Source organism: Carboxylicivirga fragile (assembly GCF_050589805.1).
GTDB classification, from domain to species: domain Bacteria; phylum Bacteroidota; class Bacteroidia; order Bacteroidales; family Marinilabiliaceae; genus Carboxylicivirga; species Carboxylicivirga fragile.
This window is the reverse complement of sequence record NZ_JBNGOY010000027.1, coordinates 58,752-78,715: the sequence shown is the minus strand read 5'-3', so window position 1 is coordinate 78,715 and position 19,964 is coordinate 58,752. Positions and strand designations below refer to the sequence as shown.

Sequence of the window (19,964 nt, the reverse complement as noted above, 5' to 3'; positions counted from 1 at the left end):
CCCAATCTATGCATTTGAAATAAAAATTAAGCCCAAATGCATAGCGATATAGTATCTCATCCATTTTGGAGAAAAACCAAAATGGTGATTTTCTAGATCGGGGTTAGCCCTTGCTAAATGCAGATAGTTCGTCATTTCATGACTCCTACTGCATAACCCAGGATTAACATAAAAAAGCTGCTAGCTACCCCGACAATTATCGGGGGCTAATAGCTAACAGCCTCTGTTTTCCCTTTTATAACTTTTCTTCTAAATCACCTCATTTATCATTTTATTAACTTCATAAAAAAAGCTGAAGAACGAATCCCTCAGCTTTTCTTGGAGTATAAATAAAGATCTAACTGTGTTTAGTTTAATTGTGCCTTAATCGCTTCGGCAGCTTTTCTACCTGCGCGTAAAGCTTCCACATTCAAGTCAACAACTTTTTGCCCCTTACGTTCAAAAATCGTATTAATCCCTTTTTCTAAAGCTTCAAAAGCGATGTCGATAAAGAGTGAAGCAGCTCCTAACATCACAATGTTTGATGAACGCTTACTACCAATCTCAGCTGCAATTTTATCAGCATCAATTGCAATGTGACGCGGTTGCTCTTTGATCTTAGCCAACACCTCATCCATCTCAGGATAGTTATCGATATTTACAAATGGCGTAGTATTAGTTACCAACCATCCTTGACTTGATAAATAAGGTAAATAACGCAACGATTCCATTGGCTCTACCGATAAAATAAGGTCGGCCTTTCCTCTTGGAATTAAATCCGAAGCAATTGTTTTAGAACTTACTCGTAAGTGTGACTGAACATCGCCACCACGTTGGCTCATTCCGTGAACCTCGGCTTGTTTCAAATGCAAATCGTTATCTACAGCGGCCATACCAATGGTTGCTGCAATGGACAAAATCCCTTGTCCTCCAACTCCTGCTAATATTATATCTGATTTCATGATTTTAGTTTTAAGCATTAAGTAGTTAGTAGCCAGTAGTGAGAAAACTTTATTTAATTAAACCTTTACAAATAGATTATTCGACTATTATCTAACTGACTAGTTTCTACTGACTATTTTACAACCCTAATTCTTTCACTTTTTGTACCAAGCTCTTATTACGCATAGTTTGAATACACTGACGACGTGGAATTATTACAGAAACACCTTCATAGGCAAATTCTTCTTTAATAATATTAACCATCTCATCCAAGTTAGCGGCAGTAGGCTTGAATACACGAATATGCTCAGGATCAACTCCAATACCTTCAATTATAGCTTCTAAGTGACCTAAGGCCTGAGAATCCTGCCCACCAGTCATACCAGTTGTATAATTATCAGAAACAATAACTGTAATAGGTGTTTTTTCATTAACCGCATCCAAAAGACCAGTCATTCCCGAGTGAGTAAAAGTAGAATCACCAATTACAGCAACAGCTGGCAGTAAACCTGCATCGGCAGCTCCCTTAGCCATAGTGATCGAAGCTCCCATATCAACACATGAGTTAACTGCATTATATGGAGGTAAAGCACCTAAAGTGTAACAACCGATATCGGCAAACACACGACCTGGACCATACTGCTCTAAAGCAATATTTAAAGCCTGATACGCATCAATATGTCCACAACCTTTACACATTGCTGGAGGGCGAGCCTCAACTAAATCAGGCACATCAGCACCTTCTTCGTATGATAATCCGAAAGCAGCGGCCACATTATTTGGCGATAATTCACCATCACGCGGTAAAGTTCCATCCAAACGACCTTTAACAGGTGTACCAGCTTCCTGATAACCTTTCAATAATTCCTCGATTACCGGATAGCCATCTTCCAATACTACAATTTCATCACATTCCTCAATCATGCGCTCAACAGCTTTACGAGGCATTGGGTATTGCGACAATTTTAAAACCGGATGCTTCAGCTCTCTATCCTGGAAGTTTTCCATCAAATAGTTGTAAGCCAAACCACAGGCTACAATACCAACCGAACGATCTGTTCCATCGATGTATTGATTGTATTCCGACTCCATCGACACCTTTTCTAAATCAGGGCGAGTGGATAATAAACTCTTATAGTTACGACGTGCAATTGAAGGCAACAGTACAAACTGTGTTGGGTCCTTCGGTAAACTCGTTTCTCTTTCTTCCAATAAGGGCTTACGAACCACACCTGCTCTTGAGTGAGCCAAACGAGTTGTTAAACGAATCATCACAGGCACATTATGCTTCTCTGATAAATCAAAAGCAGTGTATGCCATATCGTAAGCTTCCTGCTGATTAACAGGTTCCAAAATCGGAATCATAGCAAACTTACCATATACACGACTATCCTGCTCATTCTGGCTTGAGTGCATCGACGGATCATCTGCTACAACCACAACAAATCCACCGTTAACACCTGTAATAGCAGCGTTAATAAATGCATCGGCAGCCACGTTAAGTCCAACGTGTTTCATACATGTCATTGAGCGCTTACCAGCATAGCACATACCAAGTGCCGACTCCATGGCTGTTTTTTCATTACTCGACCATTTACTATGAAGATTTCTCTCCTTAGCAATTTTCGAACCTTGAATATACTCTGTAATCTCTGTTGAAGGTGTTCCCGGATAGGCATATACGCCTGACATCCCCGCATCAATAGCTCCTTGAGCAATCGCCTCATCACCTAGTAGTAATAGTTTTTGCATTTCGCGATTATGGTTTTATATTATTACTTAATGTTTTTAAAATATCTGAAACGCACACACCAATAGCTCATTAAACTATAAGTTTGTTATAAAAAAATTCAGTAGTGGAATGATCTATCGGTTGTTTCAGATTGCTAAGTAACGAAAAATACTACCCTTTTGCACATGACAAAGATCAACACTTACAATTTGAAACTATTCTTAATAACAAATTGTAAGCACCAATCGCCTTCGTCCTCCATAATTTCGAAATTCACCCAGGTAAATCCCTTGCCACAAACCTATGTTTAATCGCCCATTACTAATAGGAATTGTAATTGACGAACCTATTAAGGATGCTTTTATATGCGCAGGCATATCGTCCAAACCCTCATCAACATGCTTATAATCAACACCAATCTCAGGTACTAATTTATTAAATACCGTTTCAAAATCAGCTCTAACAGTACTATCCGCATTTTCATTAAGGGTAATTCCTGCCGATGTATGCTTGATAAAAACCTGCATGATACCTTTTTCGGGCAAGGTAGGTAAGTGACTCAAAACCTCATTTGTTATCAAATGAAAACCACGACCATACTCTTTTAATACTATTTCATATTGATCTACCACAATAACAATATCTTACAAAGCTTACAATTGAAACAACTTTCACTTATAATTCAAAACAAGATTACACTAAAACTTCTTTATTAATAATATTAGGAGGCGTTTGCCCACTAAAAAAAGCTTTAATATTTTCAGCTACCAAGGTCGACATCTCACCTCGTGTCTCATGTGTAGCGGTACCTAAATGAGGTATGAGATACACATTATCCATTTGCAATAATTCATCAGGGATAGTAGGTTCGTTTTCGAATACATCTAAACCTGCACCTGCTATTTCACCGGTTTTCAAAGCTTGAATTAGCTCCTGTTCTTTAACAACTGGTCCACGAGCGGTATTAATAAGGTAAGCCGATGATTTCATTAATTTCAATTCTTCCAAACCTATCATCCCCTTGGTTTCAGGTGACAATGGCATATTTAAGGAAACTACATCCGACGTTTTTAACAATTCATCAAAAGAGCAATAACTAACATTTAATGCTTCTTGGGTAGCACTGTCAACTTTATTACGATTGTGATAAACAACCTCCATACCCGAAGCAATAGCACGACGAGCAACAGCTTTACCGATGGCACCCATTCCAATAATACCAAGTCGCTTTCCAACAAGCGTAGTACTTAAGTTGCGCATCACTCCCCAAGTAACATCCATCTGACGCAAACGAGAATTCATTTCTCCCATACGACGAGCCACACCAATCATCAATCCGAAAGCCAATTCAGCAGTTGGTTCGGTAACAGGATCAGGGCTATTAGTGATAACAATTCCTTTTGAGCTTGCATAAGGCACATCAATATTATCGTAGCCAGCACCAAAATTAGCTATCATCTTTAGTTTAGGTGCTGCATCAATAATAGCATTACTGAGCTTATTGCCGTACACTGTAATAATGGCCTCGCAATCCCTTACTTTATCTATTAGTTCATCTTGCGCAAACAATTCTCCTTCGGGATAAACTAAGGTCCAATCAGGTAAAACAGCCTCGATCTCTTGCCGAGGTAAGGCCAACATTACTAATAACTTCTTCATATTTATATTCTTATTTTTTTAATATACACGAGCATTCACTTTATGCAGTAAATATAAACTCATTATAATTTGTAAGCAATGATTGTTAGTATTCAATACATCCGCTTTAGTAATTACCTTTAATAAATCATTCCTACTCTAATTTAAAAATCACTATCAGAATAAAGTCAAAGAATATACGTTAACTTTATACGCTATAGTGCAATCACGGACAAACAATTGATTTTATAATTTAGATATACTTGCTATTTTTACATTAATGAAAAGAAGTCTACTACTCTTATTCCTCCTGATTCAGTTTTTCGCAACAGTTGATATTCAAGCACAAAAACGCTTGACGATAACTGGACATGTGAGCGATACACTAAATACTCCATTACCATTTGTAAATGTTGTTATACTAGAAGTCAATGAAGGTAGCGTTAGTAACGAAAAGGGGCACTTTTCATTCCAATCCGATGTAACACCACCATTCACGATAGCTTTTACCTGTATTGGATTTGAGGAACAAAGAATCAATATCACTTCTGCCTCCGACCTTAAAAACCTTAATATTAAGCTTAATTCCAAACAAGAAGAATTGGAACAAGTGGAAGTGGAAGGCCAAATCAGAGATCAATCATTCAGTAAAATTGATCATAAACTAGCTAATCAATTACCCGATGCAGGCGGTGGTAATATAGAAGGGCTTGTAAAAAGCCAGATGGGAGTTGCGTCAAATAACGAATTAAGCTCACAATACCGTGTGCGAGGTGGCAACTACGATGAGAACCTTGTATACGTCAACGACATTGAAATATACCGTCCTTTTCTAATTCGATCAGGGCAACAGGAAGGCTTAAGTTTTATTAATCCTAATTTGATATCATCACTTAAATTCTCTCCTGGCGGATTTGAGGCTCAATATGGCGATAAGATGTCGTCGGTCTTGGATGTTCAATACAAGCAACCCAAAGAACTGGGCGGAAGCATAAGTGCCAGCTTATTGGGAGCTTCTGGTCATATTGAGGGCAGCTCAAAGGATCAACGTTTCAAAGCTATAGCAGGAGCCAGATACAAAACAAACAAATACTTACTTGGCACACTGGATGTTTCTGGGGATTATCAACCCACTTTCTTCGATGTTCAAAGTTTAATATCGTATCAGATCAATTCAAAACTGCGATTGGAAGCATTAGCCTACTATGCACAAAATATCTACGACTTTGTGCCTGTTGATCGCGAAACTGTATTTGGAACTATTAATGAAGCTAAAACATTAAAAATCTATTTCGAAGGTCAGGAAAAAGATTTATTTCAAACCGGCCTTGGTGCACTCTCACTGCGCTTTAATCCGCAAGCAAACAATCAATATAAGTTAACTTTCATGGGATACCGATCTTATGAAGAGGTTACCTACGATATATTGGGAGAATATTGGTTACAAGATATCGAAAGTCTGGATGGTTCAACACCCGATCCTTCTGAGGGCATCCAAAATGTTGGTGTTGGAGGTAATCTGGAGCATGCACGCAATAACCTGCTTGGAGTTGTTCAAAACGTAGCCGTACAAGGTAAACACCAATTGAATGACCACCTGATATCATGGGAAGCAAAATACCAATATGAACGGTTTGATGATTACATCAACGAATGGGAAATGCGTGATTCAGCAGGTTACTCCACGCCATATACCGATTTAAAGGTAGATCTTTTTCATACCTTAAATGCCGACTTAGAAACAAATAGTAATCGAATCACTGTCTATGCCCAGGATGAGTTCAAATGGGAAACCCAAAAGGGCATTTTGCTAATTAACGCAGGTGTAAGAGCTAATTATTGGGATTTTAACAATGAACTACTCATTAGTCCGCGACTGAATATTCTGTATCATCCTGATGGGAACAAAAACACGCGCTATCGTTTGGCAACAGGTATTTATTACCAATCGCCTTTTTACAGAGAGATGAGAACTCCGGAGGGAACTCTTAACGAAGACATCAAAGCTCAAAAATCGGTGCAGGTAGTAGGTGGCTACGATCGTATTTTTAGTGTATTTGACCGTCCTTTTAAATTTACAGCCGAAGCCTATTACAAACATTTGACAAATCTTAATCCTTATCAGATTGACAATGTTCAAATCCGCTATTCGGGTAAGAATAATGCTAAAGGTTATGCCACAGGCTTAGACCTTAAAATTAACGGTGAATTTGTGGAAGGAATCGAGTCGTGGGCCAACCTCTCTATCATGAAAACAGAGGAGGACATTCTTGATGATTATTATATCGAAAAAGATGAAGATGGCACAGAAACCATTTTCTATCCGGGATATATTCCTCGCCCGTCGGATCAGCGTGTTAACTTCTCCTTATTCTTTCAGGATTATCTGCCGAGAAACCCCACATTTCGGGTTAACCTAAGTCTACATTTTGGAACAGGCCTGCCATTTGGTCCGCCAAGCTCTCCACGCTACATGGCTACTCATCGTATGCCAAGCTATCGCAGAGTCGACATTGGGTTTTCAAAGGATTTAATGAATTTTTATAAACGTCAGTTCCCAAAGAACAATGCTGTTAAGGATTTTTGGATCGGGCTGGAAGTCTTTAACCTTTTCAACATTAGCAATACCATCTCCTATTACTGGGTAAGAGATGTTCATAATCGCCAATATGCAGTTCCAAATTATTTAACATCAAGACGAATTAATCTAAAACTGCACGTTGGTTTTTAATAGTCGTTAGTACTAGACTTTAAATAACACAGGTGTAATATCCCTTCCCTACGACCAATAAAAATCATACCGTAACAGTTTCTTACCTAAATACATTCAACTATTAATAAATATTATATTACTTTTAAGCCTTGTTTTTGTGGAAACAAAAATTTAATAACCTTAACCTAACATCATGAAATTATCACACGTAATAATCTTAATTCTTACGTTTACATTTAACTTATTGTGTAATGCACAAGGGCATCGCGAGTTCTGGTTCGTTGCACCGGAGGTGTCAGCAGGCCATGGTGAGGCGCCGGTTTTCTTTCGAATTACTACTTTTGACGAACCCACAGAAGTAAGCATTTCAAGTCCAGCTAATCCTGAGTTTAATACATTAACGATTACAATTCCGGCGAATTCGCAATACACTACACCTGAAAATGCCTTTGACCTTGATCACCTCGAGAACCGACCTAGCAATACCATAAATAACAAAGGCATACTAATATCTGCAAGAGATGCCGACATAAGTGTTTATTACGAGGTGGCAAGTCCTGTTAACCCTGATAAGTTTACCTTAAAAGGTAAAAATGCATTGGGTACAGAATTCTATATTCCTTCGCAAAATCTTTATCATAACCAAAGAAACTTAAATCCACTTGGTACGGAAAAGGTTGATATCGTAGCAACAGAGGATAACACTGAAGTAATCATTGTATCAACCGAAAATGTGATTGGGCATGATGCTGGCGAAACCATTCAAATTACTTTAAATCGAGGTCAATCGTACTGCCTTGAAAATTTGAATCTATATCATACTTCTTCCTTAGCAGGAACACATGTGACATCTGATAAACCAATTGCTATAACCATTTCAGATGATTCAATCAATGAACGAATGGATTATCGCGGGGCCTACGATTTAATTGGTGATCAGTTGATACCAACTAGTGTAATTGGTACTGAATATGTGGTTGTAAATACAGCTACTCTAAATAATACAATAACAAAAGTTTTTGTGCTTGCCACAGAGGACAACACCATTATTGAAATAAATGGTGATCAAATGTTGACTCAAATGTTAAGCCGAGGAGAGCAGACGGTATTGGATATTACACCAGATAATATGCATATAGAGTCAGACAAGCCGATATATGTATATCAATTGGCTAGTTTGAGATATAGTGGAACAAATGAAATAGGCAGTGCTATTTTACCACACATCGCTTGCACAGGCTCTCATACAGTAGGGCTGAAACGAATTTTTAATGATAACTTTTTCATGCAATTGTTGGTTAAAGGCAAGGATCGCAACAACTTTTCGATCAACAATCATCTTGGTCAAAGTTTTTCATACCTAGATAATATCAATTGGATTGAAGTAGAGGGTACTAATTGGGGAAATATAAACGAAACGTGGTTTACAGCTAATATTGATTTAGGAAATGAAATAGGCACCACTAATCCTTATTTTGTTAGTAATTCAACGGGTCTATTTCATTTAAGCCTGTTGGAAGAAAATGGAAGCAGTGCAAGTTTTGGTTACTTTTCCTCCTTTGGATCCTACAATATCATTGAAGGTACGAGTAATGCTTGTGTAGGCGACAATGTTGTTTTACGCGCAAGAGAACCAATGCGCTCATATTGCTGGACGTCAGACCTAACTGGCAATACTGTATTATCAACAAGTCAAGAACTAGCAGTAACTGAAACCGCTACCTATCTATTAACAGCAGAACTTAACTTTGGAGGCTGTGAATTAACAAATAGTTTTGAGGTCACTTTTTCTCAACCAGAAATCGATCTGGGGGAAGATGCTGTAGCCTGTCCTGGAGAAAGCCTGATATTTGGTTCTGACAATACCGAAAACAACTATATATGGAGTAATGGAAGCACATTAAATCAAACTTCTGTAGATGTAACAGTCAATCACGATCAAGTATTAAGTGTTGTTGTTACCGATACTGAGGGATGCACAAATAGCGATGAAGTGCTTATTACAGCTTTCCATGTGGCGGAGCCAAGTATAATCACAACTCAAAACCCATTTAGCCTTGAACTTACAAATGCAGACGAATATGAACGATTGGAGTGGTGGTTTGAAGGCAATAATATAGGTAGTACTGCCACCATACAACCAAGCATGGCTGGTTCGTACCACCTTAAGGCATTTTCTTCAGATGGATGTGAAACCACTAAAACAGTTTTGGTGGAAGACATTGCCTTATTGGCTCAGGAGAACTCAACAAATAAATCGCTCCTCGTTGCTTCATTAGATGCAAACAACAACTTAATTATTAAATGTGATAGATCATTAATCGGGTATCAACTACGCTTATATGATATTACCGGACAAATAAGCCTCAAAACATCTATTGTGAATACCCAAACCTTAATTAGCAAAAGTGAACTCAAAAGTGGTTTATTTATTATACAAGCCACAAATGGCAGCAAGACCTATCATTTAAAAACTTTTATGCGGTAGTAATAAAAAAACAGCTATAAAATATCTGAATTATTTTATAGCTGTTCAACATATATTTTCGAGAGCGGATTAAAAGTATAAATCCCTATCTCCTTTTTTGATACGTTCTAAACGTTCGATTAATTTATCCTTGAATCGTTCGTCTTCGTAATTTTCAAGGTTCTCTTTTATTAAATGATAACCTTTATCCTTGGTTTCACCTGGTGCGTAATCCTCAAGGTACTCAGCCAAAGTTAACATGGCATTGGGCTGACAGAAGCGCTTAATAAAACCAGGTACAGAAAACTCCATAAAATGCTCACCAGTGCGATTCAATCGATAACAAGCCGTACAAAACGAAGGAATGTAACCATTGCCAACCAGCTCCTCCATCACTTCATTCAATGAGCGGTTATCGCTTATCTCGAATTGCTCGTGATCTAAATCTTGTTGCTCCTTATGACTGGTATAACCTTTCATTTCAATATTAGTACCCCCATCAATTTGAGAAATACCATACTCCATAATTTCATTACGAATATGCTCAGGCTCACGAGCAGTCAATATTAGTCCGGTATAAGGAACTGCCAATCGCAGAATCGCTACCAAACGGGTAAATTCTTCGTCGCTTACATCGTATCGCTTATCAACTTCAAAACCCGAAGCCGATTGAATTCGTGGAAACGAAATCGTATGTGGACCAACATTATAAACCGCTTCGAAATGGTTTACGTGACGAACCAAACCAAGCATTTCGAAACGCCAATCATAAAGCCCCATTAAAGCGCCGATACCAACATCATCTATGCCTGCTTCTTGTGCTCTATCCAAACCAGTTACTCGCCAATCAAAATGCTTCTTTGTGCCAGACTTATGAACTTTAGCGTAGGTTTCGCGGTGATAGGTTTCCTGGAAAATTTGATAGGTTCCAATACCCGCTTCTTTCACGGTTTTAAAACCTTCAATTTCAAGCGGAGCTGCATTGATGTTAACACGTCGAATTTCACCATTCTCATGTTTGACATCATATACCACCTTAACCGTTTCAGCAATAAACTTAGCATCGTAGCGCGGATGCTCTCCGTAAACTAATATCAAGCGTTTATGACCAGTATCTTCCAAGGCGATTACCTGATCAACTATATCTTGTTTCCCTAGTGTTAATCGTTCTTGCTTTTTATTGGTAGAACGAAAGCCACAATAAGTACAATCGTTAATACACAAATTACCAATATACAAAGGGGCAAACAGTACAATACGTTTCCCGTATACCTGCTCTTTTAATTGCTTGGCGGCAGCCTTAATTTTGCTGACCATCTCTGGACTGCTGGCATTAACTAAAATGGCTGTTTCCTGCAGGTTTAAACGTTGTTTATTGAGCGATTTCGCAATCACCTCATCCACTTGCTCTTCAGTAGGATTTTCAAACTCCTTCAAAAAACCATTAATTTCATCCGTATCGATAAAATTCTCCATTGCTTTATCAGGAAGAGCGTATTGCTGAGGTGTGTATATTATTGACATAATGCTGACTTTTTCTTTGTCGTGATTTAGGCTTCAAAATTAGGATAATTCATTTGATTTAAGCAATAAACTACCTAAATATTAAGGACAAATTTCTGCATTTATATTGAAGCAAACAAAGAGTTTTGTCAACTTTAAGCTAATTAAGAATATAAAATATTCATTTCTAGCCACTAATGACTAGAAATGAATTGATTAAAACATGATATTTATTTATCTATGCGCTTACATTCTTTGTTTTGAAGAAGGAAATTAACTCTTTCATGCGCGTTGCCTGTCCCTCTAGTTCCTTGGAACTTGCTGCCATCTCTTCCGATACAGAGGCATTTTCCTGAGTAATGCTATTCAATTCTTGTATGGCACTATTTACTTGTTGTACACCAGATGTCTGCTCACTTGAAGCAACCGTTATTTCCTGAATCAAATGTGTTGTTTTCTCAATTTCGGGCAATAAGGAATTCAATTGTTTATTTGAATTTTCAGATAAATCCAATGTATTCATTGCCAACCCTTCAATATCAGTGGCCGCCACCTTACTCAATTCAGCTAACTTGCGTACTTCCGAAGCAACAACTGAAAACCCACGCCCATGTTCACCTGCTCTGGATGCTTCAACTGAAGCATTTAATGCGAGTAAATTAGTTTGAAATGCAATATCATTTATCACCTGAATTTTCTCTGTTATAAGTCTGTTCGCATTTACCGTCTTTACCGAATGCTCGTTAACCGAATTAATTCCACCCTGAGCACTCTGTGCAATTTTAGAGGTTTCCTGAGCATTAGAGCTATTTTGCTGTATATTACTACTAATCTCTTCCACTGTTGATGAAATTTCTTCCACACTTGACGCTTGCTGGGTGGCACCAGCCGAAATCTGCGCAGACGTTTCGCTCAGTTGCTCACTGGCTACAACTATTTGATTTGAACTTAGTAACACTTGCGATATTAAATCCTCTAACTTATTAGCCATAAGCATCATTGAAGCCATCACCCCAATATTCTTACGTTTATCGTTAAACTCGAAATGAAGATTACCTTTTGCTATGTTATCAGCTATTTCAGCAACCTCTGATGGTTCAGCACCCAAAACATTGAATATTTGTCGTATCATTATAACAACTAGTGCAATAACAAGTGTAGATGCTATCACAATAAATAAAACAAGAAACAACATGGCATTTCTTAGTTCAAGCTTTATTATTTCCTGAACAACCGAACTGATCTCATCCACTTCCGGTTCAATTAAAGAAACCACCGATCGCATTTCACCCGTATGCCCCTCATAAGGTGTTAAACCAATTAGTACATAATTATCAACGACAGCATTAAAGGTACTAGCGTACTTCGAGATCAGTTCATCAACTTCACTACGTTTTGATTGCGACAGATAGGATTTTTCCATTACTTTTTTGAATTCAATAACATCTGCATTGAACCTATCACGGTATGTTATGTCCTTTCGAATTAGAAAATCCTTTTCTCGTCGACGTAGAGTCAACATCATTATCTCTGCCTTATCAAGATCAAGGCTTTGTATAATTGTTTCAACCGTTTTAATAGCCGATCGCATTTCACCAACCTTACCCCAATCTTTAAAACCCAACTGGTGATAACTTTTTGTTAGCTGATCAAACTTCACTTCATATTCTGAAAAATAACTATGCACAGTAAGCAACTTCTCTTTCACCCCATCGTCATTCAAATAAGGTGATGCCTCCAGCTTTTCGCACAAGGCTGTAATTTCCGCTATTTTTTCAGAAAAACTTGTTACGTACTTACTTTCATTCTGCTCAAAGAAATTTATATCTGTGATTGATCGCGCTAGAAAATCCTTTTCGTTACGTCGTAATTGTAATTGCACAATTTCCAACTCCTGCAACCAATCTTTTACTTCGTCAATCCCTTTTAATCGGTTTAAGGAGTATTGTGTAAACAAACCAATACCGACAAAAGCAAGCATTAAAACCCCAATTAATACAGCAAAGCGCTGTCGTAAAGTCAATTTTTTCATATGATTTTTTTTTCATTATTGCAGTTGAATAAACGCCCTATGAAAGCTAAACAACAACAATACCCCATAAAATTTTATTCCCTAAACCCTATTACAATACAAATCAGCATTTGGTTACCGAATTCTATCAATTCTCTAATAATACGAGTGATTTAAATTCTCTTTCGACTATTTTCCAACAACTTAAGATCCATATATAAAAAACTTAAAAAAACATAAAAACATTGAACTCTTACAAAAAGAAGAAAAACAGCGAATCAGCACACATACTTTCGACTCTCAGCTAGCGAAAATTCAAATAATCAGCTTATAAATCAGATTACGATGCTATGATTTTAATAATAGATTTATCACTCCAACCAAGTAAAATAGGCCCTTAATTGATTACTTCCTGCATCCTGTTCGTATTTTTATACATCAAGCATAGCAATCCCACCATTAAAACAAAAGAGATGGTCTACTTCAGTGGTTTAGCTTATCTTTAATATAGGCACAAAACTAAAAGCTAAACCAGATCGTTTTTACTTATCTAAAAGTTCTGGAGTGGGTACAGCTGTTGGTGTTGCCGCTGTTGCAACACTTGTGGTAGTAGGATTGAATACCACCGAAACAGATGAACTTGACGAATATTAGGCGTAATAATGAAAAACAAACAACTATGGACTGAAAATCCTTAGTGGTTTAATAAAATAGTGTCTAAAGGACGTATTCATTTCGAAAGGTAATTTTACTATTGCATTTGCCTTTCCTTAAATTAATCCCACAATAAAACTATACTAAAGCTTATCTCCTACCCTAGCTCAAGCTTCTGATTACTTGAATAAAATATTAGTTTGAAATATAAAGTTGGATATTAAATAATTATCTCATACATTTGGTTGCCCAAATTGGTTAACCAGTTTGGGCAACCAATAAAATAGAAGTATGAGAAGACAAGCCATATACATAATGGGAGTTTCAGGTGTTGGTAAAAGCACCATCGGAAGTATGCTTTCAAAAGCATTACAAATCCCATTTTTTGATGGAGATGATTACCATCCGGAGTCAAATGTGAAGAAAATGTCGGAAGGGCAAGCATTGAATGATGAAGATCGCCTTGGTTGGTTGCAAAAACTAAATCAATTGGCTAAACATGAATTAAAGACGAATAGCTGCGTTATTGTTTGCTCTGCTTTGAAAGAGCCATACAGAGCTATTTTGAGCAAAGGAATAGAAGCATCTACAAAGTGGATATTTTTAAACGGTAGCTACAGTCAAATAAAAGAAAGGTTAGATAAAAGAAAAGGCCACTATATGGGTTCTGCACTGCTGAAATCTCAGTTCGACACCCTGCAAGAACCTAAAAATGCAATTAAACCAGACATTAACTTATCGCCAGAGGCTATTGTAAGTTTCATAATTAAAGAATTGGCTAGTAAAATGGATTTTGGTCTCTTTGGCCTAGGCGTAATGGGTAAAAGTCTTAGCCGAAACCTGGCTAATCAGGGCTATAAATTATCCCTTTACAACAGGCATCTGGCAGGAAAGGAAGAAAACATTGCCTTAGATTTTAAAAAAGAATTTAAAGAATTATCCAAAGCCAGTGCATTTGACGATGTTTCACAGTTTGTTAACTCGCTTGAAACGCCAAGAAAGATAATGTTAATGGTGAATGCGGGAAAAACAATTGATTTGGTTATTCAGGATTTACTTCCGCATTTATCAGAAGGTGATATACTCATAGATGGAGGTAATTCAAATTATATCAAAACATAAGAGCGTTCGAAATATCTAGAATCTCATGGCGTTCATCTAATCGGAGCTGGTGTTTCGGGTGGTGAAGAAGGGGCATTAAAGGGGCCTTCTATCATGCCGGGAGGCAACATTGAGGCTTATAACTCGGTTAAAGTTTACTTAGAATCAATTGCCGCTAAAGATAAAAACGGACATGCTTGTTGTGCTTACATTGGAACTGAAGGTAGTGGTCATTTTGTAAAAATGGTGCATAATGGCATTGAATATGTAGAAATGCAACTACTTGCCGAAGTGTACGCCTTACTGACTTCGAAAGGTCATAATCCTTCTGAAATAGCAAACATCCTGGAAGCATGGAAAAGCTCGACTAACAGCTACTTATTAGGAATTACGATCGACATTTTACGCAAGAAGGAAGGAGAAGAATGGCTCATTCATAAAATTATGGATAAGGCAGGAAACAAAGGAACCGGCAACTGGACAACCATCTCAACTGCTGAATTAGGTGTGCCAAGCACCATGATTGCTTCTGCATTATTTGCGCGATATGCTTCGTTTTATAAAAAAGAAAGGTTGACAGCAAGTAATAACTTTGGTGAAAATAAGATGATTGAAAATGAATTAAGCGATGATGATATATTAAAATCGTATCACTTTGCCCGAATTATAAATCATTATCAGGGTTTTAAGTTAATCAGCGATGCTTCAAACACTTATAATTGGCAATTGAATCTAAGTGAACTAGCCAGAGTTTGGACCAATGGCTGCATTATTAAGTCCGATCTTATGGAAGATCTGGTTTCGGTTTTTAAATCAACTAACAACCTATTAAGCGATGCTGGTATAGTTGAATCATTAAATACCTTAAAACCCTTTATTAAAAAAGTGGTTGCGCAATCTGTTATAAACGAATACCCGGTGCCGTGTTTAATCGATTCAATTAGCTTTTTAAATAACTTTTCAAAGGCCAATTCTTCCGCGAATATTATTCAGGCACAACGCGATTATTTTGGCGCTCATACTTATCAAAGAATTAATGATGAGTCTGGTAAGTTCTATCATACCAATTGGAAACAACAATCAAACTAAAAAGCCTACAACTATGGAGTTACAACAAAAAACTAAATCATTATTAAAGAAGGTAATTGCTATAATATTAGGTTTTGGCCCTGGTTTTTTTGCCATAGGTTATACCATTGGTACAGGCAGTGTCACTTCAATGATAGTAGCTGGCAGTAAGTTCGGAATGGAACTGATTTGGGTGCTATTTATCAGCTGCCTTTTCTCAGGTGTATTAATGTTCTCGTATGGTAATTACGCTTTGGTTACGGGCGAAACGGCACTTTATGGTTTTAAAAAACACATAAAGTTTGGAAAGGTACTGGCCATCTTAATTATAGTAGGAATAACTTTTGGTCAATGGAATTCCTTGATGGGAATTTTAGGCATTTCTTCCAATATTATTTATGAAATTCTGGCTATGAATTTTACGGATCTGTTAGCCTATAAGTACGAAACAGTTCTAATAACAGCAATACTCATTATCGTTACCTTTTATTTAGTCATGTTGAATGGTTCCTATACTTTCTTTGAAAAGATACTTGTCATTTTCGTGAGTATGATGGGGCTGTCATTTGTTTTATCCATATTTTTCGTTCAACCATTGCCAACGGATGTTCTTAAGGGTTTTATTCCTTCAATCCCCAATGTGCCGGGTGGCAAGATGCTTGTGGCAGCATTTGTAGGAACCACCATGGCAGCAGCTACATTCCTATCTCGTCCACTATTTATAAAAGGTAAAAAATGGGATTTATCAAACCTAAAGCAGCAAAAGAAAGATTCCATTGTTGCGTCTATTTTAATTTTTACCATTAGTGGTACTATCATGGCAGTTGCTTGCGGCGCATTGTTTTATGAAGGTAAAGTTGTTAGTGAGGTTCTGGATATGGCCAATACGCTCGAACCAATTGCAGGGAACTGGGCGGTTAGTATCTTCTTTTTTGGAGCCTTAAGTGCGGGATTATCTTCCATATTTCCTTGTTTATTGATCGCTCCTCTTTTAATAGCTGATTATCAATCCGGCGAATTAGATACTTCATCAAAGCAATTTAGAATTGTGACAGGTATCGCATGTGCTGTTGCTCTACTGGGCCCTGCTTTCGGTGTAAACCCAATTGAAATTCAAATTTTATCTCAGGTATTTAATGTGTTTGTATTACCAATAGTAGTGATTGGAATAATCTTACTCTTAAAAAATAAGAAAGTAATGAAAGAATTTAAAACGAGTTTAGGAATCTACATATGCTTATATGCAGCCTTATTCTTTTCGATGGTTATTTCTTTCATTGCGTTTTGGCTATTCTTGAATATTTGAAATAGCAATGAACTCCACTACGTTTATTTATAAAAAAAATTCCATGAATATAAGCTTAAGCGACAAAAGTGAGAATAGGATGTTACAAAATGAAGTAATCTGCAAGATTCGGGATTTTGTAAATCTACGCAACCTAGAATTCGGAGATAAATTACCCTCTGAACGTATCATGTCTGAAAAATTTGATGTCAAACGAAATAGTATTAGAGAGGCCATAAAAAAGCTTGAGTTTTATGGAGCTGTTAAATCAGTTGCGCAAAGTGGAACCGTATTAGCCATCGGAAAAATCGGTTTTAATGGCATGGCAAATGAAATTGTGTCATTGGATGCGCCATCATTTAAAGAGCTGGTTGAAACGCGCATAACAATGGAGTTAAAAACAGTTTGTTTAGCTGCTGAAAGACGAACGGAAGCTGATTTAGAAAATATAAGAAAGGCCTTAAATGCCTTTAAAGCAAAAATGGCCGATGAGAAAGATTATCTGGAAGAAGATTTACTATTTCATATAGCCATTGCAAAGGCAAGCAAAAACCAAACTATGCTAACAGTTATGCTATCGATAACCCCACCCATCTTAGCAACTTACGAAAAAGATACCGTTTGCAAGGGAGATAAAGCTATTTCAGAGATTGAAAAACACGAAAGAATCTATGAAGCCATTAAGTCTAAAAATATAGATCAGGCAAAGGCTGCCATGGAAGGTCACTTTTTCAAATTATCCGAATTCGTGGAAAAAGTAGAAGCCTAATTACTAATTAGAATAATCAACTATAATACGAACTAATATGAACAGCAAGGTAATAAATAAGAACATCCTTATCAGCGCTGGCGGACAAGGTATAGGAGAAGCAATAAGCAAGCATTTTATTGATAGTGGAGCCAATGTTGCCATTCACTATTTTTCGAGTGCTGATACCGCAAATCAATTGGTTGAATACGCAAGAGGCAAAGGTCAGAAAGCCCTTGCCATTAAAGGTGATTTGACCAATGAGGCTGACGCAATTGCTCTTGTTGAGAAAACAGTTGAGGCTTTAGGAAGCATTGATATTTTAATCAATAATGCGGGTTCACTTGTGGCGCGTCATTTATTGAACGAAATTCAGACTGACTTCTGGCGTAAAGTCATGGATATCAACCTTACTTCAATGATGTTTGTAACACGTGCTGCCGCTCCCTATTTAGTCAAAAACGAAAACAGTAGCATCGTTAATCTGGCCTCATTAGCCGGTCGTAAAGGCGGACATCCAGGATCGTTGGCCTATTCAACAAGCAAAGGAGCGATCTTAACGTTTACACGCGCCTTAGCCTCTGAACTTGGTCCACAAGGTATACGTGTTAACGCAGTTGCTCCGGGTCTTATATTGGGCACTTCTTTCCATAATACACATACTACCAAGGAGTCTGCGGATGAAACAATAGCTGGAATTCCTATTCAACGAGCAGGCAATGCCGACGATGTTGCAAGAGCTGTGTTATACCTTGCTTCAGAATACGATGGATTTATTACAGGCGCAACGCTCGACATCAACGGAGGAGTTTATAATATGTAAGAACATAAAGTCATCAACACTTAAGTAACATCTAATAAATCAATAAAATGAATATAAAAAGATTTGTCATATCCTTAGTTATATTAAGTTTTAGCTTGATAATAATTAGCTGTAAAACAGCAAGTAATAAAAGTGATAAAAAAGAGCTTGAGAAAGTCCTCTATGCCAGTGATATTATTCCATTTTTTGAGCATTGGAATTTGATACTTGGAGATGGATCAAATGTTGGACAAGCCATTGATTATGAGCAAAAGGACTTCTTTTACAAAACCTCAGACAACAATGAAGATTGGGTAGTATTTAAAAGCCCAAATGCTGGCAATACTCACGGCACTTCAAAAAACACAAGAACCGAATTGGCACAAATTAAAAAGTGGTCAGCACAAACACCTGCTAAATTGTCAGCAAGCCTCAAAGTAATGAATGTATCAGCCAGTGGCGATGCTCGAGTGGCTGCTTCTTACTCAGTAGTAGTAGGTCAGATACATAGTGCTGACGGGCATGAGAATGAACCGCTCAAAATATTTTACAAGAAGTTTCCAGGTCATCAAAAGGGTTCGGTGTTTTGGCATTACGAAATCAATACCCAAGGTACTGATAACTCAAAACGATGGGATTATTCAACCAGTGTTTGGGGACATGATTTTTCTGTAGTGGGTAATACTGAGAATTCGTATCCCGAAGAACCTCAGAATGGCATCTTGTTAGGCGAAGAATTCAGTTATGAAATAGAAGTTAAGGATGGGCTTATGCACCTTAAGTTCACTAGTGCAAATCACGAAACAAAAGTGTTTACCAAAAACTTAATTCAGTCGGAGTATATTACAAGTGCTGATTTACCCGAGCAGACTCAGAAGATGTTTGTGCCTGTTGGTCAGGATGGTGTTGAAAGAGAAAATGCCTATGCCAATGAAGGTTTATTCTTTAAATTAGGCTGTTATAATCAAACCAACGGCGTATCTCCAGAAGTCAACAAAAATTGGTGTTCAGGTGCTAAAACGTATAATGGCGATCTCCAACAGCAATATAAAACCGGAAATTACGCAGAAGTTTGGTTTAAAAAGGCTAGTATTATTGTGAGTGATGATGCCATCTCAAACAAAGACTATTTTACTAAAAACGACTAAGTCAATAGGCTAGTTAGTTAATAAGCATGTATAAAAGAATGACTCTTTAAAATAGATGCGCATCTAACGCTCACCTGATACGAATTCAAATTGCGGTGAACAAAGCTTGAAATTGTTGTAACAAAAAAACCGTCCTAGCATAACTAGGGCGGTTCATTATAGAAATAGCCCGA

General features: G+C 37.4%; 13 protein-coding genes and 1 pseudogene. 8 read left to right on the top strand and 6 right to left on the bottom strand.

Going from position 1 to position 19,964, the window contains the following annotated elements:
• Positions 1–347: 347 nt before the first annotated feature.
• The 4 genes from ACRD7B_RS13275 to ACRD7B_RS13260 all read right to left on the bottom strand — a co-directional run bounded on the left by ACRD7B_RS13275 (position 348) and on the right by ACRD7B_RS13260 (position 4,312).
• A complete protein-coding gene (locus ACRD7B_RS13275) occupies positions 348–941 on the bottom strand; it encodes an indolepyruvate oxidoreductase subunit beta (RefSeq protein WP_430825054.1) in 594 nt (197 codons plus the stop codon).
• Between the two features lie 118 nt (positions 942–1,059).
• Positions 1,060–2,673, bottom strand: coding sequence for a thiamine pyrophosphate-dependent enzyme (locus ACRD7B_RS13270; RefSeq protein ID WP_430825053.1), 1,614 nt, complete (start codon positions 2,671–2,673; stop codon positions 1,060–1,062).
• Positions 2,674–2,874: 201 nt separating this feature from the next.
• On the bottom strand, positions 2,875–3,285 hold the full coding sequence (locus ACRD7B_RS13265) for a secondary thiamine-phosphate synthase enzyme YjbQ (protein ID WP_430825052.1): 411 nt from the start codon (positions 3,283–3,285) through the stop codon (positions 2,875–2,877).
• A gap of 61 nt (positions 3,286–3,346) precedes the next feature.
• A complete protein-coding gene (locus ACRD7B_RS13260; protein ID WP_430825051.1) occupies positions 3,347–4,312 on the bottom strand; it encodes an NAD(P)-dependent oxidoreductase in 966 nt (321 codons plus the stop codon).
• A 259-nt stretch (positions 4,313–4,571) separates the two neighbouring features.
• On the opposite strand from ACRD7B_RS13260, the gene ACRD7B_RS13255 reads away from it, so the two are divergent.
• Complete coding sequence (locus tag ACRD7B_RS13255) at positions 4,572–7,022, top strand: TonB-dependent receptor (RefSeq protein ID WP_430825050.1); 2,451 nt, start codon at positions 4,572–4,574, stop codon at positions 7,020–7,022.
• 175 nt (positions 7,023–7,197) lie between these two features.
• Entirely contained in the window at positions 7,198–9,492 is a 2,295-nt protein-coding gene (locus ACRD7B_RS13250) for a T9SS type A sorting domain-containing protein (RefSeq protein ID WP_430825049.1), read from the top strand.
• Positions 9,493–9,561: 69 nt separating this feature from the next.
• Here ACRD7B_RS13250 and hydG read toward each other — a convergent pair whose 3' ends face one another.
• Positions 9,562–10,995, bottom strand: coding sequence for a [FeFe] hydrogenase H-cluster radical SAM maturase HydG (hydG, locus tag ACRD7B_RS13245; protein ID WP_430825048.1), 1,434 nt, complete (start codon positions 10,993–10,995; stop codon positions 9,562–9,564).
• Between the two features lie 217 nt (positions 10,996–11,212).
• Entirely contained in the window at positions 11,213–13,006 is a 1,794-nt protein-coding gene (locus tag ACRD7B_RS13240) for a methyl-accepting chemotaxis protein (protein ID WP_430825047.1), read from the bottom strand.
• Between the two features lie 924 nt (positions 13,007–13,930).
• On the opposite strand from ACRD7B_RS13240, the pseudogene ACRD7B_RS13235 reads away from it, so the two are divergent.
• From ACRD7B_RS13235 to ACRD7B_RS13210, 6 genes and pseudogenes are all read left to right on the top strand, one after another.
• Positions 13,931–14,944, top strand: a pseudogene (locus ACRD7B_RS13235) (gluconokinase, GntK/IdnK-type); the annotation flags it as partial.
• Between the two features lie 6 nt (positions 14,945–14,950).
• A complete protein-coding gene (locus ACRD7B_RS13230) occupies positions 14,951–15,829 on the top strand; it encodes an NADP(+)-dependent, decarboxylating phosphogluconate dehydrogenase (RefSeq protein WP_430825055.1) in 879 nt (292 codons plus the stop codon).
• A gap of 13 nt (positions 15,830–15,842) precedes the next feature.
• On the top strand, positions 15,843–17,114 hold the full coding sequence (locus tag ACRD7B_RS13225) for an Nramp family divalent metal transporter (RefSeq protein ID WP_430825046.1): 1,272 nt from the start codon (positions 15,843–15,845) through the stop codon (positions 17,112–17,114).
• A gap of 43 nt (positions 17,115–17,157) precedes the next feature.
• Positions 17,158–17,862, top strand: coding sequence for a FadR/GntR family transcriptional regulator (locus ACRD7B_RS13220; protein ID WP_430825045.1), 705 nt, complete (start codon positions 17,158–17,160; stop codon positions 17,860–17,862).
• A gap of 37 nt (positions 17,863–17,899) precedes the next feature.
• Positions 17,900–18,664: an SDR family NAD(P)-dependent oxidoreductase gene (locus tag ACRD7B_RS13215; protein ID WP_430825044.1), complete on the top strand. Its 765-nt coding sequence runs from the start codon at positions 17,900–17,902 to the stop codon at positions 18,662–18,664.
• A gap of 47 nt (positions 18,665–18,711) precedes the next feature.
• Positions 18,712–19,791 (top strand): polysaccharide lyase family 7 protein, encoded by a 1,080-nt coding sequence (locus ACRD7B_RS13210; RefSeq protein ID WP_430825043.1) that lies wholly within the window; start codon positions 18,712–18,714, stop codon positions 19,789–19,791.
• Positions 19,792–19,964: the final 173 nt, after the last annotated feature.